The organism is Pseudomonas sp. HC1(2025), from assembly GCF_058742075.1.
The window spans coordinates 3,036,439-3,061,389 of the sequence record NZ_CP196017.1; the positions used below are offsets into that span (position 1 = coordinate 3,036,439).

At 62.6% G+C, this 24,951-nt stretch carries 13 protein-coding genes and 2 riboswitches; of the genes, 6 read left to right on the forward strand and 7 right to left on the reverse strand.

Annotation, left to right across the window (positions count from 1 at the left end):
• Positions 1-10: 10 nt before the first annotated feature.
• Genes ACSSVH_RS13640 through cobW form a run of 4 tightly spaced genes read right to left on the reverse strand, consistent with a single transcriptional unit; the run spans position 11 to position 6,533 of the window.
• Positions 11-649, reverse strand: a complete 639-nt coding sequence (locus tag ACSSVH_RS13640; RefSeq protein WP_169953324.1) for a VWA domain-containing protein — start codon at positions 647-649, stop codon at positions 11-13.
• 53 nt (positions 650-702) lie between these two features.
• Complete coding sequence (locus ACSSVH_RS13645) at positions 703-1,701, reverse strand: magnesium chelatase ATPase subunit I (protein ID WP_169953296.1); 999 nt, start codon at positions 1,699-1,701, stop codon at positions 703-705.
• Entirely contained in the window at positions 1,701-5,462 is a 3,762-nt protein-coding gene (gene cobN / locus ACSSVH_RS13650) for a cobaltochelatase subunit CobN (RefSeq protein WP_492633317.1), read from the reverse strand. Before cobN ends, ACSSVH_RS13645 begins: the two co-directional genes overlap by 1 nt.
• A gap of 3 nt (positions 5,463-5,465) precedes the next feature.
• The gene (cobW, locus tag ACSSVH_RS13655; protein ID WP_170057263.1) at positions 5,466-6,533 is read right to left on the reverse strand and encodes a cobalamin biosynthesis protein CobW; all 1,068 of its coding nucleotides are present in this window, start codon (positions 6,531-6,533) and stop codon (positions 5,466-5,468) included.
• Positions 6,534-6,624: 91 nt separating this feature from the next.
• Positions 6,625-6,826: riboswitch (cobalamin riboswitch) on the reverse strand.
• A 664-nt stretch (positions 6,827-7,490) separates the two neighbouring features.
• Between cobW and ACSSVH_RS13660 the strand changes: the two genes are divergently transcribed.
• From ACSSVH_RS13660 to cobM, 5 genes are all read left to right on the forward strand, one after another.
• On the forward strand, positions 7,491-8,201 hold the full coding sequence (locus tag ACSSVH_RS13660; RefSeq protein ID WP_492633318.1) for a hypothetical protein: 711 nt from the start codon (positions 7,491-7,493) through the stop codon (positions 8,199-8,201).
• A gap of 51 nt (positions 8,202-8,252) precedes the next feature.
• Positions 8,253-8,459: riboswitch (cobalamin riboswitch) on the forward strand.
• Positions 8,460-8,555: 96 nt separating this feature from the next.
• Complete coding sequence (locus tag ACSSVH_RS13665; protein WP_131696627.1) at positions 8,556-8,744, forward strand: CbtB domain-containing protein; 189 nt, start codon at positions 8,556-8,558, stop codon at positions 8,742-8,744.
• A gap of 11 nt (positions 8,745-8,755) precedes the next feature.
• Complete coding sequence (locus tag ACSSVH_RS13670; RefSeq protein ID WP_432754194.1) at positions 8,756-9,457, forward strand: CbtA family protein; 702 nt, start codon at positions 8,756-8,758, stop codon at positions 9,455-9,457.
• Positions 9,454-9,867: a cobalamin biosynthesis protein gene (locus tag ACSSVH_RS13675; RefSeq protein WP_492633319.1), complete on the forward strand. Its 414-nt coding sequence runs from the start codon at positions 9,454-9,456 to the stop codon at positions 9,865-9,867. The genes ACSSVH_RS13670 and ACSSVH_RS13675 overlap by 4 nt, the downstream gene beginning before the upstream one ends.
• An 81-nt stretch (positions 9,868-9,948) precedes the next feature.
• Entirely contained in the window at positions 9,949-10,695 is a 747-nt protein-coding gene (cobM, locus tag ACSSVH_RS13680; RefSeq protein ID WP_169953283.1) for a precorrin-4 C(11)-methyltransferase, read from the forward strand.
• A gap of 203 nt (positions 10,696-10,898) precedes the next feature.
• On the opposite strand, the gene nfuA is transcribed toward cobM, so the two are convergent.
• Together nfuA and ACSSVH_RS13690 are read right to left on the reverse strand one after the other, a co-directional pair.
• Positions 10,899-11,483, reverse strand: coding sequence for a Fe-S biogenesis protein NfuA (gene nfuA / locus ACSSVH_RS13685; RefSeq protein WP_003190728.1), 585 nt, complete (start codon positions 11,481-11,483; stop codon positions 10,899-10,901).
• A gap of 86 nt (positions 11,484-11,569) precedes the next feature.
• Positions 11,570-13,861 (reverse strand): fatty acid cis/trans isomerase, encoded by a 2,292-nt coding sequence (locus ACSSVH_RS13690; RefSeq protein WP_492633320.1) that lies wholly within the window; start codon positions 13,859-13,861, stop codon positions 11,570-11,572.
• A 165-nt stretch (positions 13,862-14,026) separates the two neighbouring features.
• Between ACSSVH_RS13690 and metH the strand changes: the two genes are divergently transcribed.
• Positions 14,027-17,737: a methionine synthase gene (gene metH / locus ACSSVH_RS13695; protein ID WP_492633321.1), complete on the forward strand. Its 3,711-nt coding sequence runs from the start codon at positions 14,027-14,029 to the stop codon at positions 17,735-17,737.
• A 98-nt stretch (positions 17,738-17,835) separates the two neighbouring features.
• Here the strand turns inward: metH and ACSSVH_RS13700 are convergent, their stop codons facing one another.
• Entirely contained in the window at positions 17,836-24,906 is a 7,071-nt protein-coding gene (locus ACSSVH_RS13700; RefSeq protein ID WP_492633322.1) for an NEL-type E3 ubiquitin ligase domain-containing protein, read from the reverse strand.
• Between the last annotated feature and the right edge of the window lie 45 nt (positions 24,907-24,951).

The following is a 24,951-nucleotide window of genomic DNA, read 5'->3' on the forward strand; positions in this document are numbered from 1 at the left end:
AGATTCGACTTTACAAGAAGGGTGCTTCCGGAATCTGATTGAGCGTCGACAGGCTATCGATATGTCGATACTCCACCTGCAACCCGGCCGCCAGCTCCTGAGCCTTGCCCAACCGAATCGGCCCACGTTCGATATCAATCAGCAGCCCTGGGCAATCCAATTGCGGCCATCCGGCAATCGCTTTCAGCCGCCCATCCGTAATCACTAACACACGCTGCTGCTCAGCCGGATACCGCTTGCGCCGCGCCGCCAGCCAATGCCCAGCCTCGGTCAACGCCGCCAGCAGCGGCGTACCACCGCCCGCGCCCAACTGATCCAGCCAGCCCGCCAAGCCTTTCGCTGCTTTCAACCCCTGTACCTGCCACTTCGGCGCCTGCCCGCTGGCCGTCAGCAATGCCATACGTGCGCGCTGTCGATAAGCATCGTCAAACAGCTGGGCCAGCAAGCCCTTGGCGTCGGTTAATGCACGATGCCGCCGGGTGGAGGCCGACGCATCCACGATCACCAGCCACAACTCATGGGCCGAACAGCTGCGCAGGTGATAGCGCAGGTCTTCACGAGATTGCGGCCGCCCCCCCAGCAGGGTGCCCGGCCAGTTGACCGAGCCCTGCTGCGCGCTGCGCGCCTTGCCCTGGCGGCCCCTGTCCAGTCGCCCTGCTTTGGGACGGGCATCCGCCCCCGTATCAGGTCGGGGGCGGATGCCTAGGGCTTTTTTGGCCAGCTAGGCACTTCTCGGCGAGCACCCGTGGGCAATGCGGGTGCGGGCATTTCGCCCCATTGGCCCTGGCCCGACGCGCTATCTGAAGGCTGGGGCGCCTGGCCCTGATCGGACCTGCCTGCAGGCGGTGCTTGCTCCTGGCGACGATGGCGCAAGGCAAATTCGGCAACGGCCTCTATATCTTCTTCAGCGATGGCCGCAACCCCACGCCACGCCGCATGGGCCCGCGCGCCGCGCAACCACACCAGATCGGCACGCAGGCCGTCGACACCAGCGGCAAAGCAGCGCTCGGTAATCTGTGCCAGGGCCTGGTCATCCAGGGCGATGCTTTCCAGGCGTGCACGGGCCTGGGTGCAACGCGCGCGCAGCGCCGCTTGCTGGTCAGCCCACTGCGCGCAGAACGCGCCGGGGTCGCTATCGAAATCCAGGCGCCGGCGAATGATCTGCCCGCGCTCGGCCGGCAAAGTCTGCCCGCTCAATGCCACGTTGAAACCAAACCGATCCAGCAACTGCGGACGCAACTCGCCCTCTTCCGGGTTCATCGTGCCGATCAGCACAAAACGCGCCGAGTGCCGGTGGGAGATGCCATCGCGCTCGATCAGGTTGGTGCCACTGGCGGCGACGTCGAGCAACAAGTCCACCAGGTGATCGGGCAGCAGGTTGACTTCATCCACGTACAACACGCCGCCGTCAGCCTTGGCCAGCACGCCCGGGGAAAACTGCGCACGGCCTTCGCTCAGCGCCGCATCCAGGTCCAGGGTGCCGACCAAACGCTCTTCGGTGGCGCCCAACGGCAAGGTGACGAACTGCCCGCTGGCCAACAGGTCCGCCAAGCCACGGGCCAGGGTGGACTTGGCCATGCCGCGCGGGCCTTCGATCAGCACGCCACCGATCTTCGGGTCGATGGCGGTCAGGCACAGGGCAAGCTTCAGGTCGTCGGCGCCGACCACTGCCGACAGTGGGAAATGGGGGATGTCAGTCATCAACTGTCTTCTTCTATGTCCAGCAACAGGTTTTCCAATGCCTCGCGGTAGGCCCCCGGCTCCTGCCACATGCCACGCTGCTGGGCTTCCAGCATGCGCTCGGTCATGTCGCGCAAGGCGTCGGGGTTGTGCTGTTGCACAAACGCCCGGGTGTCGGGGTCGAGCAGGTAGGCATCGGCCAGCAGTGCATATTGGTGATCGTCGATCAGCGCAGTAGTGGCGTCAAAGGCAAACAGATTGTCTACCGTTGCCGCCATCTCGAACGCGCCTTTGTAGCCGTGGCGCTTGACCCCTTCGATCCACTTGGGATTGGCCGCGCGGGAGCGGATCACCCGGTTCAGCTCTTCCTTCAGCGTGCGGATCTTCGGCAGGTCCGGCTGGCTGTGATCGCCATGATAGCTGGCAGCCTTGCTGCCACTGAGGGTTTCCACGGCCGCGAGCATGCCGCCCTGGAATTGGTAGTAGTCATTGGAGTCGAGCAAGTCGTGCTCGCGGTTGTCCTGGTTCTGCAACACGGCCTGCACCTGGCTCAGGCGCTGGGCGAACTGTTCACGGGCCGCAGTGCCTTCATCAGAGCCACCATAGGCGTAGCCACCCCAATTGAGGTAGACCTCGGCCAGGTCTGCGCGGCTTTGCCACAGGCGAGCGTCAATCGCGCCCTGCACGCCCGCGCCATAGGCACCGGGCTTGGCCCCGAAAATGCGCCAGCCGGCCTGCCTGGCCGCAGCCTCTTCATCCAGGCCAGACTTGCGCAGCGCCTCGCGCTCGCTGCGCACCTTAGCCGCCAGGGGGTTTAGGTCGTCCGGTTCATCCAGCGCCGCGACCGCCTGCACCGCAGCATCGAACAAGCGGATCAGGTTGGCGAAGGCATCGCGGAAGAACCCGGACACCCGCAACGTAACGTCAACTCGCGGGCGGTCAAGCAAGCTGATGGGCAGGATTTCAAAGTCATCGACACGCTGGCTGCCCGTGGCCCATACCGGTCGCACGCCCATCAACGCCATGGCCTGGGCGATGTCGTCACCGCCGGTGCGCATGGTCGCGGTGCCCCACACCGAAAGCCCGAGCTGGCGCAGATGGTCACCATGGTCCTGCAGGTGCCGCTCAAGCATCAGGTTGGCGGACTGGAAGCCGATACGCCAGGCAGTGGTGGTGGGCAGGTTACGCACATCGACGGTGAAAAAGTTACGCCCGGTCGGCAGCACATCGAGGCGCCCACGGCTCGGTGCGCCGCTAGGCCCCGCCGGTACGAAACGACCGTCCAAGGCATCCAGCAAGCCGCGCATTTCCGCCGGGCCACAGGCATCAAGGCGCGGTGCGACGACGATGCGCAGGCTTTCGACCACGGATTTCACATCTTCCCAGCCGGGCTCCTCAAGCTGTTCGAGGGGCCCTTCCAGTGCCTGTTCGATCAACCGCGCCGCGTACAGCTCCAGACGCTCGCGAGTATCGCCGGCGGTGCGCCACAACTGCCCGTCGATCTTCTGCAACACGTCGGGGCGGCGCCCGGTCCAGGGTTCGGCCAGGGCGCAATCGAGCGGGTCAAAGCCCAGCTCGAAGGCCTTGGCCAACACGCGCAGCAGGCTTGATTGCGGGCCGCGCCCGTCGCCACGCGGGATGCGCAGCAGGGCCAACAAGGTATCGATACGCAGGCGCCCCTCGGGCGATTCGCCAAAGATATGCAGGCCGTCGCGGATCTGCGATTCCTTCAGGTCACACAGGTAGGTGTCCAGGCGCGGCAGCCACACGGCTGCGTCGGCCTCGTTATCCAGCGCAAGCTCCTGATCGATGCGGGTTTCGCGCACCAGCTTGAGGATGTCCTTTTGCAGTTCCAGGGCGCGGCGCGGGTCGAGCAACTGCGCTTCGTAATACTCATCCGCCAACAGTTCCAGGTTACGCAGCGGGCCGTAAGTCTCGGCGCGGGTCAGCGGCGGCATCAAGTGATCGATGATCACCGCCTGGGTGCGGCGCTTGGCCTGGGCGCCCTCGCCCGGGTCGTTGACGATAAACGGGTAGATATTGGGCAGCGGCCCCAGCAACGCATCCGGCCAGCAGTTCTCCGACAGCCCGACGCCTTTGCCCGGCAGCCATTCCAGGTTGCCATGCTTGCCCACGTGGATCACGCCGTGGGCGCCGTAGGTGTGGCGCAGCCAGAAATAAAACGCCAGGTAAGCGTGGGGCGGCACCAGGTCCGGGTCGTGGTACACCGCGCTGGCATCCACCTGGTAACCCCGCGCCGGCTGGATGCCGACAAAGGTCAGGCCCAGGCGCAGGCCGGCGATCATCATACGCCCGTCGCGGCACATCGGATCGTTATGGGGCGTGCCCCAGCGTTCCAGCACAGCCTGGCGGTTGGCCTCGGGCAAGCGATTGAACATCGCCTGGTAATCGTCCAGCCCCAGGCTTTGATGGCAGGGGCGCAGGTCGAGGCTGTCGAGGTCGTTGGTCACACCGCCGAGCAGCTCGTGGATCAAGGCGGTGCCGCTGTCCGGCAACGTGAGCGGCAGCGGATAACCCTTGGTTTGCAGGGCAAGCAGGATATTCAAAGCCGCAGCCGGCGTATCCAGGCCCACGCCGTTACCGATGCGCCCGTCGCGCGTCGGGTAGTTGGCAAGGATCAGGGCGATGCGTTTCTCTGCATTCGGCACCCGGGCCAGTTCGACCCAGCGCCGCGCCAGTTCGGCCACAAAGTCCATGCGTTCGGGGGCTGCGCGGTAGCACACCACGTCCGACTGGCTGCGCTCGCTGCGCCAGGCCAGGTCCTTGAAGCTGATCGGGCGGCTGATGATGCGCCCGTCCAGTTCCGGCAAGGCAATGTGCATCGCCAGGTCGCGCGGGCCAAGGCCTTGTTCGCTGGCTTCCCAACCGGGTTGGTTGTCCTGGGCGCAGATGGCCTGGATCACCGGGATATTGCGGCGAAACGGCCGCAAATGGGGCGTTTCCGGGCTGGATTGGGCAAAGCCGGTGGTGTTCAGTATCACCGCCGCCTGCACCTCATCCAGCAGATCCTCGACCACCGTCAGGCAGCCGGGCTCCTTCAAACTGGCCACCGCCATTGGCAGCGGATTCAGGCCCGCCGCCTGCAAGCGCTGGCAGAACACGTCGATAAAAGCGGTATTGGCCGCCTGCAAGTGCGAGCGGTAGAACAGCACCGCTGCCACCGGCCAATCGGTGCTCCAGTCCGCCTGCCAGTCACTGAGGCGCGCATTGGCGATGCGGGGGTGATAAATCGCCGTGCGCGGCAGGGTTTGCGGTTCGGCCCAGGGGTAATCGCGGCCCAGGTAGCTACTGGCCAGGCAGCGATAGAAATCCAGCGCATTCGCCAGCCCGCCCTGGCGCAGAAAATGCCACAGGCGGTCACGCGCCTGCGCATCCACGGTGCTCAGGCCGCTGAGTTCGGGGTCGGGACGGTCATCCCCTGGCACCAGGATCAACTGCACGCCCTGCCCGGCCAACTCCACCAGGCGCTGGATACCGTAGCGCCAGTAGCCGATGCCGCCATGCAGGGATATCAGGATGACCTTGGCGTGGCGCAACACCTCGTCCACATACAGGTCCACCGACGCGTGATTCTGCACCTGCATCGGGTTGGCCAGGCGCAGGCTCGGGTAGTCGTCGGGCAGTTGCTGGGCGGCTTCGGCCAACAGCGCCAGGCTGGAATCACCGCTGCACAGGATCACCAGCTCGGCGGGGGTCTGTCCAAGGTCGGCGATGTTGTCATCGGAGACGAAGCCACCGGGCTGGGTCCTGAGCAGATGCATGGGTTAAACGCTGAGGGCAGCGCGCAATTGCGCTTCCAGGCCTGCTGCGTCCAGATCCTGGCCGATCAGCACCAGACGCGTGATGCGTGCTTCGTCAGCCCCCCAGGCGCGGTCGAAGTGCTTGTCAAAGCGCGTACCCACGCCCTGGATCAACAGGCGCATCGGCTTGTTGGGGATCGCGGCGAAGCCTTTGACCCGCAGGATGCCGTGCTGCACCACCAATTGGCTCAGGGCGTCGAGCAGCAGCGCTTCATCAGCCTGGGGCAAGTCGATGGAGATGGAATCGAACGCATCGTGATCGTGATCGTGATCGTCTTCACCTTCGTGGTGATGATCGTGATGGCTATGGCGCCCGTCGATATGCTCCTCGGAGCCGGCGCCCAGGCCAATTAACACGTCCAGGGGCAGGCGGCCGCTGCTGGCCTCGACGATTTTCACCGCTGGCGGCAGTTCTTCGGCGACTTCCAGGCGTACACGGGCCAGGTCTTCGGGGCTGATCAGGTCGGTTTTATTGAGGATCACCAGGTCGGCGCTGGCCAGTTGGTCGGCAAACAGCTCGTGCAGTGGCGATTCGTGGTCCAGGTTCGGGTCGAGTTTGCGCATGGCGTCGACCTGGTCGGGGAATGCGGCGAAGGTGCCGGCGGCCACGGCCGGGCTGTCGACCACAGTGATCACCGCGTCAACCGTGCAGGCACTGCGGATTTCCGGCCACTGGAAGGCCTGGACCAACGGCTTGGGCAGGGCCAGGCCGGAGGTTTCGATGAGGATATGGTCGAGGTCGCCACGGCGCGCCACCAGTTCACGCATCACCGGGAAGAACTCTTCCTGCACGGTGCAGCACAGGCAGCCGTTGGCCAGTTCGTAGACACGGCCGTTGGCTTCTTCTTCGGTGCAACCGATGGAGCACTGCTTGAGGATCTCGCCGTCGATGCCCAGTTCGCCGAATTCGTTGACGATCACCGCAATGCGCCGGCCCTGGGCGTTGTCCAGCATGTGGCGCAGCAAGGTGGTTTTGCCCGAGCCGAGAAAGCCGGTGACGATAGTGACGGGGAGTTTGGCCAGTGTTTTCATCGGATGCCCTTTGGGGCGGGCATACGGGACGACTGGCCCTGCGGCGGCGCAGGTGCTGGATTCGTCACCGGATCACCCCGCCCGGTTGAAATGGAAAATCGGTTGCGAGGCAGGTCTCCTGGCTTGGGGCTTGCTGGCCTTGCGGCTGGCGCTGGCTGCGCCTTCCCGCCTGGTACAGGCAGTGGCGTGGCAGTCAGATAAACCCTTTACAGTTGCGGGGGCAGCCGCGGCTTGGACCGCGTTCCCTTCTTAGCTTCGGCCGCAGCCGAAGAACCTCGAACGTGCAAGGCTACGCAGTGCCCGGCAGCTGGTCAACGTCGCGCAGCTAAACGCATCTAGTGACTCAAGGGTGCACCTCACCTCTGGGGACCCAAAGTGAAACCGTCACGCCGCGAACACTACATAACTATCGCACCTCTCACCAACCCACTGAATACACTGAATATGCATCCACGTTAGCTGGAACGATGACAATCAATCCAACAGAAAACGCAATTCAACCAATATCACTCGCTATAACGCCTAAAACCAATAACCTCCCATCTTTGCAGACACTGAACAATGATGTTTCCCACCGTACTTTGTCGTAGACATCAGCCGATAGTATTTCTGATAGACCCTGACCTGGCAGGAGACCAGCTCAACGTTATGACATGGACAATTTTGACTATACGTTTGCTCATACCTGCCCCCTAATCGCCTTTTCAGGAGCGTTACTAGCCAGCACTACAAAGACCTGTACGTAGTGCAGACCGTAAAAGCACCTTATGTAAAAGCCCGCCTTGAATCCAGCCTGGCTATCCAGCCCACACGAGTTAAAGAGGTGCTGTAATTTAATGAAATCCATTTCGCAGTTAGCACGAGGAACAGCAGCCTTGAAAAACATCACTCACTCTCAAGGCAGCTTTCCAAACAATCCAACCCCAAGCCCACCTATTCAATGGGGATACAAACACGATGAATTCTTCAGCAAGCATTCAACCCAGTGCGCCTATGCTTAACGCACCTCGCACTACACTCCCCAAAGACGCTTCTCCCACCTTAGCACCGACACAAAACATCTCATCGGACATTCCGTATTTTGAGAGCTACACCCACTCGATGCTGGCCGAAAAACTACTGGCCCATTTCATAGATTTGGAAGTCCCAGGCGCTAAAACATCCAACAGCTTTCGCTTGGATGAGCTTAAAAGTATGGCGAGAGGCAAACTACACGACGGACGAGATGCCACACAAGAGCAAGTAGAGCTTGCAAAGCAGGTCATCAACCGCCCAGAACTAGTCAAGTCACTCTTTGGTTCGCACTCCGGTAATGTGACCTGGGACCAAGTCGCTCTTATCGCTGGAGACTTCAAAAGTCTCAGCGATGCAGCCCTGCTGGACCAAGCGAGAATTTACTTTCGCGAATTTGCCAAAGGTCCCAAAGATCATTATGTAAACTTTAACGAACTGCGAGAGGCCGCACGCCAAACAAGAAGCACCCGCCACTTTTCGTACAATGCAACCAAAGTTGCCCAAGAACTTCTTAAGCGGCCTGACCTGCTTTGGGATTTGGATACAAAGCCTGTCTCTCTCTCACGTCCAAGCAAACCAGACAACAGATTTGGGTTGGGCAGTATTTTTTACTCAGAAGATTGGGTTTCCACGTCGCCGCGTCGCCCTGGCTGATCAGGCAGGCGTCAATTCGTCTATTTGACGCCCGCCCTCTGGCCATGCTCTCCTACACATCTTGTTTCGGGTGCCCTTTACAGGGTGAAACGGGAAACCGGTCAATCATGCATGCATGACCAATCCGGTGCTGCCCCCGCAACGGTAAGCGAGCGAAGCGTCACAGCCACTGTGCTTTTGGCATGGGAAGGCGATGCTTTCAGGACTCAGGAGAGCCCCCTCGCAAGCCCGGAGACCGGCCCGAAAAATCAAATAACAAACCCGCGGTGGGCGGGCGCTGTTCAGAACCCTGCGTGCCCGGCTCGCGGGGTTTTCATGCGCTCGTGTCACCCTGCCACTCGAAAGGGACGTGCCATGTCGATCATCAGCAGCACCTCACACACCGCCAGCAGCTCCGCCACCTTGAGCCAACGCCTGACCGCCGCCATCGGCGCGGCGATCCTCGGTGCATGCCTGGTGTATTTCGCCGGGTTCTCGCACATCGAGGCCGTGCACAACGCTGCCCACGATACGCGCCACAGCGCCGCCTTCCCGTGCCACTGAGACCTGCCGCCATGATCAAGCGAATTGCGCAAACCGCAGGTTTCACCGGCCTGCTGGCCGCCCTGTTGCTGACCCTGCTGCAGAGCTTCTGGGTGGCCCCGTTGATCCTGCAGGCGGAAACCTTCGAAAACGCCCCTGCCGCGACCGAGGTACATGAGCATGCCCCTGGCGCTACGGCCCACAGCCACGACGCCGAGGCCTGGGAGCCGGAAAATGGCTGGCAGCGCGTGCTCTCCACCACTGGCGGCAACCTGGTGGTCGCCGTGGGTTTTGCACTGATGCTCGCCGGCCTCTACACCCTGCGTGCCCCGACTCGCACCGCCCAGGGCCTGCTCTGGGGCCTGGCCGGCTACGCCACCTTTGTGTTGGCGCCGACCCTCGGCCTGCCACCGGAGCTGCCCGGCACCGCTGCGGCGGACCTGGCGCAACGGCAGATCTGGTGGATCGGCACGGCAGCCTCCACTGCCGCCGGCATTGCGCTGATTGTGTTTGGTCGCAACTGGCTGCTGAAGATCCTCGGCGTGGCCATCCTGGCGGTGCCCCATGTGGTTGGCGCGCCACAGCCCGAAGTGCACTCGATGCTCGCCCCAGAAGCTCTGGAAGCACAGTTCAAGATCGCTTCGCAGCTGACCAACGTTGCGTTCTGGCTGGCCCTGGGCCTGATCAGTGCCTGGTTGTTCCGGCGTAACCGCGACGATCAGTACTCGGCATGACAACGGCCAACACCCGGCCGACCCTGGTGGTCGGCCTGGGTTGCCAGGGTGGTTGCAGCGTCGAGGCGTTATTGGCGCTGTTCAATGAAGCCTTGGCTGGCGCAGGGATCGACCCTCGGCACATCAGCGCACTGGCGAGTATCGACCGCAAGCAGGATGAGCCGGGTTTACTGGCCCTGGCCGCCAGCCTGGGGTTGCCGCTGAAGTTTTTCAGTGCCCAGCAACTGGCGAGCCATGAAGCGCAACTGAGCCACCGCTCTGCCGTCGCCTTTGCCCATACCGGCTGCCATGGTATCGCTGAAAGCGCCGCCCTGGCCCTGGCCACGCAGCTGGCCCAGCGCCCTGCCCGCCTGTTGATCAACCGCCAGAAAAGCCCGCAAGCCACCTTTGCATTGGCGTGCGCCGGCTGAATTCCCGATAATCCCCGTCCTTGATCATGAGCGGTCTTCATCTACAGCCCGCCTTGCCCGCTTTTTCACAGGAATGTCCCCATGACCGTCTACTTCATCGGCGCAGGCCCCGGCGACCCGGAACTGATTACCGTCAAAGGCCAGCGGCTGATCCGCAGTTGCCCGGTGATTATCTATGCCGGCTCCCTGGTGCCTGCCGCGGTGCTTGAAGGCCATCAGGCCCAGTTGGTGGTCAATAGTGCCGAACTGCACCTGGAGCAGATCATTGACTTGATCAAGGACGCCCATGAAAAAGGCCAGGACGTAGCGCGCGTGCACTCCGGCGATCCAAGCCTGTATGGCGCGATTGGCGAGCAAATCCGTCATTTGCGCCAGTTGGGGATTGCCTTCCAGATCATTCCAGGGGTGACTGCGGTGGCCGCGTGTGCCGCGCTGCTGGAGGCGGAGCTGACTTTGCCGGATATCGCCCAAAGCGTGATCCTGACCCGCTATGCCGACAAAACCACGATGCCTGCGGGGGAATCCTTCGACAGCCTGGCCAGCCATGGCACCACCATGGCGGTGCACTTGGGGGTCAATCACCTGGAGAAAATCGTCGCCGAACTGCTGCCACATTATGGTGCGGATTGCCCGATTGCCGTGGTGCACCGGGCAACGTGGCCGGATCAGGACTGGGCCATTGGCACCTTGGCGGACATTGTCGAAAAGGTCGCGGCGAAGGGGTTCCGGCGCACCGCGCTGATTGTGGTGGGCCGGGTGCTGGCCAGCGACGGCTTTAGCGAATCCTCGCTGTATCGCGCAGGCCATGCCCACCTCTACCGGCCCTGACACCACGCAAGACAACCTGTGGGAGCTGGCTTGCCTGCGGTAGCGGTGAAACAGTCGATAGATAAGTCGCCTGGCACACCGTCATCGCGGGCAAGCCCGCTCCTACAGTTGATTCTCTTTGTTAGATAGCTCGTGTAACTCATTAATTTAAATCAATAAAAAACGGCGCTCACGGGCGCCGTTTTTTGTTTGCAGCGAACGCCTTAGTAGTAGGCGTTTTCTTTCTGCGTATGGTCAGTCACGTCACGTACGCCCTTGAGCTCGGGAATCCGCTCCAGCAACGTACGCTCGATGCCTTCACGCAAGGTCACGTCGGCCTGGCCGCAGCCCTGGCAGCCGCCACCGAACTTGAGCACGGCGATGCCGTCATCCACCACGTCGATCAGGCTGACCTGGCCGCCATGGCTCGCCAGGCCCGGGTTGATCTCGGTTTGCAGGTAGTAGTTGATGCGCTCGTTGACCGGGCTGTCAGCGTTGACGTTCGGCACCTTGGCGTTGGGCGCTTTGATGGTCAGTTGGCCGCCCATGCGATCGGTGGCGTAGTCGACCACCGCATCATCCAGGAACGCTTCGCTGAAGGCGTCGATGTACGCAGTGAAGCTCTTGAGCCCCAGGGCGGTGTCTTCAGGCTTTTCTTCGCCCGGCTTGCAGTAGGCAATGCACGTCTCTGCGTACTGGGTGCCAGGCTGGGTAATGAAGACGCGGATGCCGATACCCGGGGTGTTCTGCTTGGACAGCAGGTCAGCCAGGTAATCGTGGGCGGCGTCGGTAATGGTTATGGCAGTCATGGGAACTCCTCACAGGCTTGCTGGCAGTTTACGCCAATCGCCTCGACGGTACAAAGTCCTAGTATTTTTGTCAGGCAAATCCACATTTACAGGTTCTCGTAGCGATTCATATCCAGCACACCCTCTTCCACCGGCGTGGTTTCACGGACGTACTGCGATAAATCGTGGAAATACTCCCAGAACTGGGGGTGGCTGCGGCGAATGCCCCAGCGCTCGACAATCCGTTCAAAACGCTTGGCGTCCCTGGCCAGCTCCATGTCCTCGACGAACTCAGGCACATCCTCGGCCGGCACATTGAAAATGAAGTTGGGGTAGCTGCTGAGCACGCCCGGGTAGATCGTCAGGGTATCCAGGCCCGGCTGATAGCGATAAGCCTCGCCCAGCATAAACGCCACGTTACTGTGGGCACGGTTGCGCAACAGGCTGTAGACCTCGCGTTTGCCGCTGCGGGTCTGGATGCGCAGCATAGTGGCTTCCGGCAATTGTTCGATCACCTTGAGCCCGGCCGCCGGCCTGGAGGTCAGGCGGCTGAGGGTTTGTTCGGCATCGCGCAGTTGCGGATCGATACCAAGACGCGAGCAATAGGCGCTGATGCAACGGTTGATCGGATCCGGGCTGGCATTCAAATCGCCATAACGGGCAAGCAACTGGTTGGCAAAGTCGCGCTTGGGGTCCTGCGGGTCCAGTTTCAGGCCGGTGGGCTTGTCGTTGTCGATGGCCTCATAGTCCAGCCACAGCTTGACCTTGCCGCTGTTCTGGTACCAGTCATCGAGGTACCCATCGCGCGAGTCCGCCGGCATCAGACGCAGGAAGTTCTGTTCGGCGCCATTACGGATCAGGTCGAAATACAGGCGGGTCTGGGCCTGGTGCGAGACGTTGCCAAACACGTCGAAATTGACCGCCAACTGGTAATAGGTGCGTTCCAGCAACGGATAATCGAACAACCACAGCGTCTGTGGCACTTCGCCAATCAGGCCTTTGGTCACAGAAGCGCTGTCGAAATGGCGGAAGATGCTCAGCAACGCGTTGTCATTGCCCTCCCACAGGCTCGACCAGCCTGGCGCCGGCAGGTCGGCGTAGTTGTCGCGACGCAGGGCCTCATATTCATTGCGTTTGTCGCGATAGGCCAGCCATAGGCCCAACACACTGCCCACGTCATCGTTCTGCCCCGGCATCGCCAGCAACGGCGTGGCCTGGCCGCGATAACGCGCATCGGTGATGTACAGGTCGTGTTCCGGGTCCTGGAACAGGGTCCAGAAGTTGTCGCGGATCACGTCCGTGGCAATCTGCCCACGGCACACCGGCCCGCGAATGAAGGTGCGCACGAAGTATTCGGCGTTATCCAGCATGAACTGGTAGCGCGCCTTGGCCGGGATCGCCTCGAACGTTTCAAACGGGTTGGCCCGACGGCCAGGGCCGTAGCCGGGCAGCGCCACTACCTGCCAGTCGCCGCTGTAGAACAGCGCCTTGATCCGCGCCATCTTCGCCGCACTGAACGGGTACGTGATGTGGGTCTTGTGCACGATCACCCCTTGCACCGGCCACAGGCGGTAGTACACCTGGGTGCCGGGGTCGTCATTCGGGCGACGGGTGTTGATCAGGTCGATGGGCTGGCCGCTGGGCGTACGCGAGCGTACCCACTGGAAAAAATGCCCCGGCTCACCGCCCTCGAAATAGATATGGGCGAGGAACAGGTGTTCGAATAACCAACGCGCCACCAGGCTTTCCCGGGCGCCGGGCTGGTTCAGCAGGTTTTCCCATTGCTGTACCTGCAAGGCTTCCTGGGCGCTGGGCACCAGGCCCTGCTCATCAATGGGCGCACCGGACGCCAGCCAGCGTTGCAGGGTCTGGTATTGCTGGTCGGTCAGGCCGGTGACGGCCAGGGGCATGCCTTCCTTGGGGTGCGCGCCGGCGTAGGCGTCGAACTCCCCCGGTAGCGGGCACATGTTTTGGCGGTTGAGGCCCAGCACAATCTCATCGGGCAGCTTGGCATTGGGCGCCAATGGGGTGTTATGGCCCAGTTCCAGCATGCGCGCCATCAGCGCCGCCTGGCTGCCCTGGGCATCCAGTACCGAGGCAAACCCCTGGCGCTGCCAGGCGGCCTTGCCAAAGGCGTCATAAAACAGCCGGGTCGGCTGCGCAGCCTGACTGCGCTCGCCGTCGTACACCGGCACTTTGCTCGCGCCGCGTGCCGCGCCTTCGCCACTGCCCAGGTTGAGTTGGCAGGCGGAGTCGTAGCAGGCGTGACAGGCCACGCACTTCTCGGTGAAGATCGGTTGGATGTCGCGAGTATAGGAAAGCGCCGGGGCGGGTCCGTTGGCCTGTGCTAGGCAGGCGACCAGTGCCAGGACGGCGCTGGTGATGAGGCGAAATGACATGTATCCGGTCCCGATTCAATGCGTGCGCTGAAAAATTGCCGCGATTCTACCGATGTCGGCCCGCCATCAACATGAGCGATATTCATGCAAAACCCAGGCAGGCTCTAAAAGCGCACAGGTTTGCTATGATCCACGCCCTCCGTAATGCCTGATTAGAGTAGTCCCATGTCCGATCGTAGCACTCGCCTGCAAGCCCTCCACCAAGCCCTCAAGGAACGCATCCTGATCCTCGATGGCGGTATGGGCACGATGATCCAGAGCTACAAGCTGGAGGAAGAGGATTACCGTGGCAAACGCTTCGCCGACTGGCCCAGCGACGTCAAGGGCAACAATGACCTGCTGATCCTGAGCCGCCCGGACGTGATCGGCGGGATCGAGAAAGCGTACCTGGATGCCGGTGCCGATATCCTCGAGACCAACACCTTCAACGCCACCCAGGTGTCCCAGGCCGACTACGGCATGGAGGCCCTGGCCTACGAGTTGAACCTGGAAGGCGCACGCCTGGCCCGCCGGGTCGCCGACGCCAAGACCCTCGAGACCCCCGACAAGCCGCGCTTCGTCGCCGGCGTACTCGGCCCGACCAGCCGCACCTGCTCGCTGTCGCCCGACGTGAACAACCCCGGCTACCGCAACGTCACCTTCGATGAACTGGTGGAGAACTACACCGAAGCCACCAAAGGCCTGATCGAAGGCGGTGCGGACATGATCCTCATCGAAACCATCTTCGACACCCTCAACGCCAAGGCCGCGATCTTCGCCGTGCAAGGCGTGTACGAAGAACTCGGCGTCGAGTTGCCGATCATGATTTCCGGGACCATCACCGATGCCTCCGGGCGCACCCTGTCAGGCCAAACCACCGAAGCGTTCTGGAACTCCATCAGCCACGCCAAGCCGATTTCCGTGGGTTTGAACTGTGCCCTGGGTGCCAGTGAGTTGCGGCCATACCTGGAAGAACTGTCGAACAAGGCCAACACTTACGTTTCCGCGCACCCCAACGCCGGCCTGCCCAACGAGTTCGGCGAGTACGACGAGTTGCCAGCGCAAACCGCCAAGGTCATCGAAGAGTTCGCCCAAAGCGGCTTCCTCAATATCGTCGGCGGCTGCTGCGGCACCACGCCGGGGCATATCGAGGCCATCGCCAAGGCCGTGGCCGGCTACTCGCCGCGCCAGATCCCGGACATTCCCAAGGCCTGCCGCCTGTCGGGCCTGGAGCCGTTCACCATCGATCGCCAGTCGTTGTTCGTCAACGTCGGCGAACGCACGAACATCACCGGTTCCGCCAAGTTCGCCCGGCTGATCCGCGAGAACAACTACACCGAAGCCCTGGAAGTCGCCCTGCAGCAAGTGGAAGCCGGCGCCCAGGTGATCGACATCAACATGGACGAGGGCATGCTCGATTCGAAGAAGGCCATGGTGACCTTCCTCAATCTGATTGCCGGCGAGCCGGATATCTCCCGCGTGCCGATCATGATCGACTCCTCCAAGTGGGAAGTGATCGAAGCCGGCCTCAAGTGCATCCAGGGCAAGGGCATCGTCAACTCCATCAGCATGAAGGAAGGCGTCGAGCAGTTCATCCACCACGCCAAGCTGTGCAAGCGCTACGGCGCGGCGGTGGTGGTAATGGCGTTCGACGAAGCCGGCCAGGCCGACACCGAGGCGCGCAAGAAAGAGATCTGCAAGCGCTCCTACGACATTCTGGTCAATGAAGTGGGCTTCCCCCCCGAAGACATCATCTTCGACCCGAACATCTTCGCCGTGGCCACCGGCATCGAAGAGCACAACAACTACGCCGTCGACTTTATCAACGCCTGTGCCTACATCCGCGACGAGCTGCCGTATGCGCTGACCTCCGGTGGTGTGTCCAACGTGTCGTTCTCGTTCCGGGGCAACAACCCGGTGCGCGAGGCGATCCACTCGGTGTTCCTGCTGTATGCGATCCGCAACGGCCTGACCATGGGCATCGTCAACGCCGGCCAACTGGAGATCTACGACCAGATCCCGGCCGAGCTGCGTGACGCCGTGGAAGACGTGGTGCTCAACCGCACGCCGGACGGCACCGACGCCCTCCTCGCCATCGCCGACAAGTACAAGGGCGACGGCAGCGTCAAGGAAGCCGAGACCGAGGAGTGGCGTGGCTGGGAAGTCAACAAGCGCCTGGAACATGCGCTGGTCAAGGGCATTACCACCCATATCGTCGAAGACACCGAAGAATCCCGGCAATCGTTCGCGCGCCCGATCGAGGTGATCGAAGGCCCGCTGATGTCCGGCATGAACATCGTCGGCGACCTGTTTGGCGCCGGTAAAATGTTCCTGCCCCAGGTGGTGAAGTCAGCACGGGTGATGAAGCAGGCCGTGGCGCACTTGATCCCGTTTATCGAACTGGAAAAAGGCGACAAGCCGGAAGCCAAGGGCAAGATCCTCATGGCGACGGTCAAGGGCGACGTACACGATATCGGCAAGAACATTGTCGGCGTAGTGCTCGGATGCAACGGCTACGACATCGTCGACCTGGGCGTGATGGTGCCCGCCGAGAAGATCCTGCAGGTGGCCAAGGAGCAGAAGTGCGACATTATCGGCCTGTCCGGGCTGATTACCCCGTCCCTGGATGAAATGGTGCACGTGGCCCGCGAGATGCAGCGCCAGGACTTCCACCTGCCGCTGATGATCGGTGGCGCTACCACCTCCAAGGCCCACACGGCGGTGAAAATCGAGCCCAAGTACAGCAATGACGCGGTGATCTACGTGACCGACGCCTCGCGTGCGGTGGGCGTGGCCACGCAGTTGCTGTCCAAGGAGCTGAAGGCCGGGTTTGTCGAGAAGACCCGCCTGGAATACATCGACGTGCGCGAGCGCACCTCCAACCGCAGCGCCCGCACCGAACGCCTGAGCTACGCGGCGGCCATCGCCAAGAAGCCACAGTTCGACTGGAGCACCTACACCCCGGTCAAGCCTAAGTTTACCGGGGCCAAGGTGCTGGACAATATCGACCTCAAGGTGCTGGCCGAATACATCGACTGGACGCCGTTCTTTATTTCCTGGGACCTGGCCGGCAAGTTCCCGCGCATCCTCACCGATGAGGTGGTGGGTGAAGCCGCCACCGCGCTGTACGCCGACGCCCAGGAAATGCTCAAGAAGCTGATCGACGAACAACTCATCAGCGCCCGCGCGGTGTTCGGCTTCTGGCCGACCAACCAGGTGCAGGAGGATGACCTGGAGCTGTACGGCGACGATGGCCAGCCGATTGCCAAGCTGCATCACCTGCGCCAGCAGATCATCAAGACTGACGGCAAGCCGAACTTCTCCCTGGCCGACTTTGTGGCGCCCAAGGACAGCGGCGTGACCGACTACATCGGAGGCTTTATCACCACCGCCGGCATCGGCGCCGAGGAAGTGGCCAAGGCCTACCAGGATGCGGGCGACGACTACAACTCGATCATGGTCAAGGCCCTGGCCGACCGCCTGGCCGAGGCCTGCGCCGAATGGCTGCACCAGCAAGTGCGTAAAGACTACTGGGGCTATGCCAAGGATGAAGAGCTGGACAACGAAGCGCTGATCAAGGAGCAGTACAGCGGTATCCGCCCTGCCCCCGGCTACCCGGCGTGCCCGGATCACACCGAGAAGGCCCAGCTGTTCCAACTGCTCGACCCCCAGGCCCGCGAGATGCACGCGGGCCGCAGCGGCGTGTTCCTCACCGAGCACTACGCGATGTTCCCGGCGGCGGCGGTCAGCGGCTGGTACTTCGCCCACCCGCAGGCGCAGTACTTTGCCGTGGGCAAGATCGACAAGGACCAGGTGACGAGCTACACCGCCCGTAAAGACCAGGACCTGGCCGTGACCGAGCGCTGGCTGGCACCGAACCTGGGTTACGACAACTGACCGGCTTTTTATAGAAGCGAGCTGACAAGGGCGACGCGGCGCCCTTGGGTTTTTCACGAGCAAGTTCGCGCCTACAGTAGAGCGGCATGCGGCTGTGCTTATAGGTTGAGTGCTGCGCGCTCCTGCTGGGTAAGGCGGATCGCCAGCGCCGCGCGCTGCTCCTTGATCCAGGTGCCCAGCACGGCATAGTCGCGCAGGTAATCCGCACCATTGTCAGGGTAGCGCGCATCCAGCGCGTCGGTCTTGTGCTCCAGCTCGCGGGCCAGGGCTGCGAAGTTCGTGGCGTATTTTTTCTTCAGATAGTTGCGCCAATACTCAAGGCCCACCAGCCTTTCTTCATAGCCCACTGCGCTTTCGCCTTGCACAATCGTCCCATAGGCACGATCCAGGTCGGCCGGCGTCACCTGCGACAATTCGCTGTACAGCATGCCGGCGGGTTGCCGGGGCAGTTCCAGGCGCGCCGCCAGCCCAATGCGCAACGCCAGGCGGACCTCTGCCGGGTCGATATCCGGACGGCTCTCGACAGTAGCCTTGGCGATGCCTTCCACGGCCTCCAGGCGGAGCATGCTACGGGCGAATTTCAGCAGCGTGGCACCGTCCTGCCCACGCTCGGCGATTTTTAGCGCATCAAACTCCAGGACCCGGGTTTCCAGGGCATTGAACATCAGGATCCGCCCATCGCCGCAGGTGACGTCCGGCATCATCGCCGTCGCCCGGGCAAACAGGTCGCGGCGCATGGCCGGGTTTTGGCTGATGGCTTCCAGTACCTTCCACACGCGCTGTGTCAGTTCGGCACGCGCCTCCAGGAAGTCCTCGGTATTGCGCAGTTGCGAGAGGGTGAAGAAAAAATCGACGCTGCCTTCCTGGGCCCTGAGTTCGTCCCAGATCCGGTGTTTTGACGAGTGTGCTGGCACGTCAGTAAACCATTGGGCTTTTTGCACCGGGGCCGTTTCGATATCCGGGTGGTTCAGCGAGTAGTCAGGTGAGTCAAAAGCCCCTTGTTCGTCGCGCTCCCAATACTCCAGAAGCATGACTTCAAGCTGCTCGGTGGAAAACCCCAGGCCGTTGCCGGTCTGGGCCAGATACTCCTGCAAGCGTTCACAGCTTGGCTGGTCCAGGCGGTTGCCCGATAGGTTGGTCCCCGCCATCAACAAATTACGTTGCGGCTCGAACGCCTCATCCGGCAGGGTCTCGATCCAGTTGTCACCCAGGTCCAGGGTGCGCAGGCGTGGCAACTCGAGCACTGTCATCGGCCAGTCGTCCAGCAAGTTGCGTTGCAGGTACAGGCTGTCGAGCCGCAGCAGGCCGCTTACGTCCAGCTCACTGAGAATATTGTCACCCAGGTCCAGCCATTCGAGCTCGGGCATCTGCGCCAGATTGGCCTGCAACTGCGCCGCGTTCTGCAGTTCATTGCGGCCCAGGTCCAGCCGACGCAGAGCGCGGAACTCACTGAGTGCCTCGGGCAACGCGCGCAAGCCATTGTTGCTGAGCGTCAAGCTGCGCACATGGCTGAAGGCGCGCAGGAAGCCGTTGGAGCCCTCGGCCGTGAGTCGCACGCGGTTCAGGCTCAGCTCGCTGACGTGGGCGAAATATTGAGGCAACGTCGGCAAATCGCCGATAGCCAGCCCGGAAAGATCCAGGCGCCCCACCCCATTCACTCCCGGCCCCACAGACCCGGCGCGCAGGCTGTAGCGCCAGCTCTCCAGCAGCCGATCCGCTGCACGCCGCCGGTCCAACGCGCTGATCCAGCCGCCGTCCAGGTACCCATGCACATCTATCCACTCATTGAGCAGCGGCACCCATTGCGCATACTGCGCTTCCCATTGCGCCAGGCGCTCGTGGATCTGCACCGTTTCCAAGCCGTCGGCGTGTAACTCTTCGATATAAGCCGCTGCTTGCGTGGCGTCCAGTGCCGGGTCCAGGCGTTGCAGGCGCGCCGCGGGCAGCAGCTCGGCGGTTGTGGGCGGCAGCGCAGCCAGCAAATCGGGGCGGCGCAACGCATCCTCGGAAAAATACTCCGGCTCGCCCCCGGTCATACCCTGGGCCAGAAGTTCGCGGGGGATGCCCAGGGGGCTTTCCAGCGGGGCGGCCGGATTCTCGCGGGCGTAGCGTCGCGCAAACACCCGGGCTTCTGCGCGGGCCGTCGCACTCAAGCGACAGCCGCGCAAGTCGGTATTGGACAGCAGGAAGTCATGCCCTTGCAGCGCCGCCTCGGGGATCGAGGTCACGGCGCTGTGGCTCAAGTCCAGGCTGCGCAACGGCAGTGCAAGCACACCCTCGGGCCACTCGCTGAGCGCGCTATGGCTAAGGTCGAGGGTGCGCAGTTCGCGCAGCGCACTCACGTCCAGGCGGCTGATGGGGTTGTAGGGCAGTCGCAGCGATACCAGGCCGGTCAACCGGCTCAACCCCGCCTGGATCGGGGCCGTGATGACCAGCCAGTTATGGGACAGGTCCAGATGGCGCAATGAAGGGCATTGGCCCAGTGCCGAGGGCAGATCGGTCAGATTGTTGCGGGCCAGGCCCAGGCTGTCGAGTTGGGGGAAGTGGCCAAGCCAGGTATTGATGCCTTCCAGCGACACGCCTATGTCACTCAGGTTCAGGCTGCGCACATGGGTAAACCCCACGGCGGGCAACTTAGGCAAATCAATCAGGTTGGCGCCTGACAGGTCCAGCATCGCGGCACCAGCAGGTGGCTGGCCCTCGCCAACAATGCGCGGCTCCAGGCCTTCGAGCCAGCAATCAAGGAGTTTTTGCGACGCCACCTGCCGCTCGACCTCAACCCTGCCAATGTTTGAATCGCGATCAGACCATTGCTCAAGGTCATCGACCAACTGGCGGTGTTCTTCGCGCACACTGTTGACGCTCTCCAGACGCTGGCGGGAAGTCAGCCCGCGCGTTTTGAAACTGGCCAAGACACGCTCGACAAAACCCGGGCCACCGGACTGCAGGCTGCCCAGGGCGCCTTCGCAGTAGGCCTGGACCAGCCGCAGCTCTTCGACCAGATGGGCCGGGTTGTCATGCAGGTACGCATATACCCGCATGAACTCCTCAGGCTCAAAGGCCGACCAGTTCATATGCAGGCCGCGCCACAAGCGTTGATGCCCGGTAAACAGTGGCGCAGGCAAGGAGCGCAACGGAGTCTGGGCCACATCCAGAAACTCCATGTGCTCAAGTTCCAGACAGCCTTGCGGCCAGGTTTCCAAGAGCCCGGACACGGTTAAACGGCGCAACGCGCTCAACCCGCGGACATCCAGGGTTTGCAGGTTGCCGGCCAGGGATAACTGGCGCAGTTCAGGCATGCGTTCAAGCGGGCGCAGCACTTGTGCTGAATAAGTGAGCGACGGGCCGCTAAGCGACAGTTGGGTGATGCCGGGAGCACTCGCCAAATGCTCTGTCAGCGCGTCGAGGTGCTCGGGACGCACATCCAGTTGCAAATGCCGCACGTTGGGAAACGGCCGCAGTAAGCGGCTGGATTCCTGGGCAAGAAATCTGCTCCCGGTGAGGTTCAGGGTGCGGACATGGGAAAAGTCGGCGTGCCACTCGGGCAGCGCCTGCTCCCCTCGTAGACTCAGAGTACTATCGGCCGGACTGTCCCGATCAAAGCCCTGGCGCCAGCAATCGATGAGGTCGTCAACCGTGCGCTGGCGACTCTCATATGCCCCCGCCCATTGCTCAAGGGTCGCGCGCAAGGCCGTCAATTCGCGCTGGCGGTTGGCAAACAACCGCCAGATTTGCGCATTGCTCTCGCCGTCGCGTCGGCGCGCAGCTATCAGCGCCTGAGCCTCGGACTCGCTGATATTCGGATACACGCTACGGGCATGGGCGATCAACGCGTCGTCCATGGCGAACAGCCCGCCCCTTCCCGACAGTTCATACCCCAGGCGCCCGCTCGACAGGCGCCAGGCAGGCCTAGAGCGCGGCGTGCGCAGCTTGAGGATCTCCCGGGCGATGAGCTCGCGCTGCCCACTGGCATAGGTCGCCAGCACCTGCTGCAAATCTGCGGCCTGGCCGGTCAGCCCCAACGACCTGCACGCCTCATCGGGCAGCGCGTCGATGATCGACTGGAAAAGATTGCGTCCATGGGCAGGCGCGCTATTGAGTGCGCGGCCGCCTGCATCAAAGGCCTGGAAGCCCTCGCCGCTGCTGACCAGGTATCGGCGCACAACAGCGTGCTCCGGGCCAATGCTGTCCAGTAAAGGGCCGTGAATGCCCTCCAGACGCATCTCAAGGCGCACACCTGGGGGCCATCCGGGCAGGCGCGCGAGGCCCTGCAAGGCGAGTCGGTCACTGTCGGCATTGGCCAGCCGGTCACGGTGCAGTCCGCTGAGCGCCCGGCTCAAGCGCGCCTGCTGCAAACTGATACGGGCCTGGTGGTCGAGCCGCGCGCTGACATGCCCACTGTCTTGCAGGCGCCTGAATTCCTGTGGACTGGCGCGGTTGAGCAACTCGTCGAGAGCACGCCTGGACAGCGCGGGAAACCGTCGCTGCAGTAGCCTGCTGTCGCTCATGGGCGCGCCATTCCCCTGTAGCCGGGCGTCGAACAGCGCCGTCTGCCGTTGCAGGGCATAGTCCGCCAGGCGCTCATTGAAGGCTTGTTCCCTGGGCTTGCCGCTGCCCAGCAAAGCGGTGATTTCCTGCTCGTCAAGGCCGCTCAGAACCACCTGGGCGAGCCTGCCTTGCTGCACATCGGCGCGGCTGATTTTCAGGGTCGGACGACTATCGTCCAACGACAACGGGCTGCCATAGCAAACCGAGCGCCCTGTCGGCTCCAGGCGCGCGCCGTCCCACTCATCAGTCACGGGCACCCCAAGTGGGTCACCACGCTGTGGCGTGCCCAACAGGCGCCAGGCCTGCTCCTCGCCCAGCCTGGTCGATACCGGCTGGCTGCGCTCAACGATGGCGACTGCCTCAAATACCTCCAGCACCCGCCCGGGAGGCCAGCCGGGCATTTCCACGGTGAGGGGCAAGGCATACTCATGGCGGTCCTGCAGGCCGGTACCGCGGCGCAGGCGCTCGATCAACTCGCCAACGTCCTGGTCGGCCCTGAACCGCTCCAGGGTATCGGCCAGCACGGCGGGCACCGGCAAACCGTCCAGATGCACTTTGCGCAGCAGATCGTCGTGCACACCGCTGACGTTGCCAACCACCCTCAAGGTTTCATCCGTGAAACCCTCGGTAATCGGCCCCAATCGCCGCAGCAGGGTCAGGCGGTCCCAGGTCAGGGGGCGCTCATGGCTATGCCGCCACGCCCCGGCCCCGTTGTGTTCGAGGAGCGGCTGGTACGCCAGCGGATCGCGCGGGTGTTTTATCCGCCATTGCTTGAGCTGCGGGTCAAAGGTCTTTTCGTAGAGCACGTTATCGATCTGCACATGGAGTTTGCCATCGACCTCGTACTGCCCCAGGGCATTGGCCTGACTGCCGGGCGCCAGGGCGGCTTCACTTGGGTACGCGCCCAGGTCGGGCTTCCATAAGCGGACCCGGCCATCCGGTAGCTTCACCGGGACCAGGCCTTCGATAACCGGCTCATGCCTCAACGCGCTCAGGGCCTTGCCGCCCACCGCAGTCACGCCAAGCAACGCAAGGTTTTGCGCCAGGTCGATCAAGTGCGCCCTGGCCGCCCTGCGATCGCCCTCGGCCCACTGCTGCGAAGCCTCGAACACCTCTTTCAACAACTGCTCAGCCATCACGGCCATCATCAGCTCCCCTAGCACTGGCACAAACCCCACCAGCGCACTCAAGCCGAACATCCCGATGTTGAGCAGCATGGCCAGTTTGCGCGTTCGCACCCCGGCGTCGACATCTGCGGTGGGCACGGCATGGCCGGCGGCATCGGCGAGGCACTTGTCCTGGTGCCGCTCATACAGGTAGGTCCACAGGTCGACTTTGTCGCTACCAAATACCTGGTTTTTGAAAGCCAGCGCCACGGGCGCCAAATAGGGGGCCGGGTTGGGCACCTGCGGGGCCAGGGGCAAGGGCGGAAAATTTTTCAGTTTGAACGGGGTTACCTGGCTGAGCAGTTCATAGAACTGGCCGATGCCGGGGAAGTTCGTGCCGATTTTCTCGCGCAGGGTGGCGTCTGGCGCATCCTCGGTGAACTGACTGAAGTAATGCGGGCGCTCGGCATACTCGACGAACTGACTGAAAAAAGCCTGATAGGCCGTGGGGCGCTCCACACGGGTCGAGGCTGAGCCTGGCGTGCTGAAGCGTTGCTTCAAGGTCGCCAGCAGTTGCGCATGATTGGTATAGCGCTTAAGAGGCTGGTATGGGTCCTGGGGGATATACAGGATTGGCGAATCGACATGCTCATCATCGAAGGCCAGAAACAGCACGCAACCGGTCATGCGCAACTTCATCAAGCCCAGGTCGCAGAGCCATACCGGTTGCCCCCCCATCTGCGGCGCGCGTTCGCCGGCGATCAACGATAGCACCATGCGGTAATCGTCTTGGGTAATGTCCTCGTGCAACAGGGCCAACTCGGCCGCCGCCCGCATCGCGGCCTTTTGGCTGGCAATGAATTGTTGGCGCAGGGTGGTTTCGTGGGTGGAAAAAAAGTCCGCGAGATAGGCCTGGTACTGCCCGCCCAGATCAAGGCGGCGGCACAGCCCTATGAACTGATAGACCGTGAGGCTCCCCAATCGGACCGGCAGCAACGGGGCGACGGCGGCGCCAGGCGATGACACCTGCCAGCGAAAACCCGACGATGAGTGAAAGGCCCCCTCTGCGGACTCGGACTCTTCGAAGTTGTGCAGCGCTGCCTGCAGCAGCTCCAGCTGCAAAAAGTCGTAGGTTCGCGCTTCAAGGTTCAGATCGGTGATGTGCAGGGCCTTTCGCAGGCTCAGCCAAGTGGCGACGTGGGGGGCCAAGGTAACGTCGTACTGCTCCTTGAGCGCCTGGAGCAGCAGCGGCCTGGCAAACGTGTCGATGTCCTGCAAGGCAGACAGGCTTTGGTCCAGAGCCGTCTGGGCGGTAAAACTTGCGATAAAACAGTCGTGCAATAGCTCGCGCTGCTCGGGTGTCGCATGCCAATAGGCTGGCGGCAGCGGGCTGTGGTTGTGCTTGAGGGCCATGCGGCGTGAGGTTGTGCTATCGATCAACCATTGCGGCGTGGCGCTGATCAATAACGGGCGATGGATGCTGGGCGTTGCCGGCAATGGGGGCAAGTCGGTCATGATGCGGCTCCGGGAAAAGGAGGCCCAGCACACCATGGGGGTCAC

Bases quoted from the DNA above. Each gene is read 5' to 3' on its own strand.
- metH (WP_492633321.1), top strand. From the start codon at position 14,027: ATGTCCGATCGTAGCACTCGCCTGCAAGCCCTCCACCAAGCCCTCAAG.
- ACSSVH_RS13675 (WP_492633319.1), top strand. From the start codon at position 9,454: ATGACAACGGCCAACACCCGGCCGACCCTGGTGGTCGGCCTGGGTTGC.
- ACSSVH_RS13665 (WP_131696627.1), top strand. From the start codon at position 8,556: ATGTCGATCATCAGCAGCACCTCACACACCGCCAGCAGCTCCGCCACC.
- ACSSVH_RS13700 (WP_492633322.1), bottom strand. From the start codon at position 24,906: ATGACCGACTTGCCCCCATTGCCGGCAACGCCCAGCATCCATCGCCCG.
- ACSSVH_RS13670 (WP_432754194.1), top strand. From the start codon at position 8,756: ATGATCAAGCGAATTGCGCAAACCGCAGGTTTCACCGGCCTGCTGGCC.
- ACSSVH_RS13660 (WP_492633318.1), top strand. From the start codon at position 7,491: ATGAATTCTTCAGCAAGCATTCAACCCAGTGCGCCTATGCTTAACGCA.
- ACSSVH_RS13690 (WP_492633320.1), bottom strand. From the start codon at position 13,861: ATGTCATTTCGCCTCATCACCAGCGCCGTCCTGGCACTGGTCGCCTGC.
- cobM (WP_169953283.1), top strand. From the start codon at position 9,949: ATGACCGTCTACTTCATCGGCGCAGGCCCCGGCGACCCGGAACTGATT.
- cobW (WP_170057263.1), bottom strand. From the start codon at position 6,533: ATGAAAACACTGGCCAAACTCCCCGTCACTATCGTCACCGGCTTTCTC.
- nfuA (WP_003190728.1), bottom strand. From the start codon at position 11,483: ATGACTGCCATAACCATTACCGACGCCGCCCACGATTACCTGGCTGAC.
- cobN (WP_492633317.1), bottom strand. From the start codon at position 5,462: ATGCATCTGCTCAGGACCCAGCCCGGTGGCTTCGTCTCCGATGACAAC.
- ACSSVH_RS13645 (WP_169953296.1), bottom strand. From the start codon at position 1,701: ATGACTGACATCCCCCATTTCCCACTGTCGGCAGTGGTCGGCGCCGAC.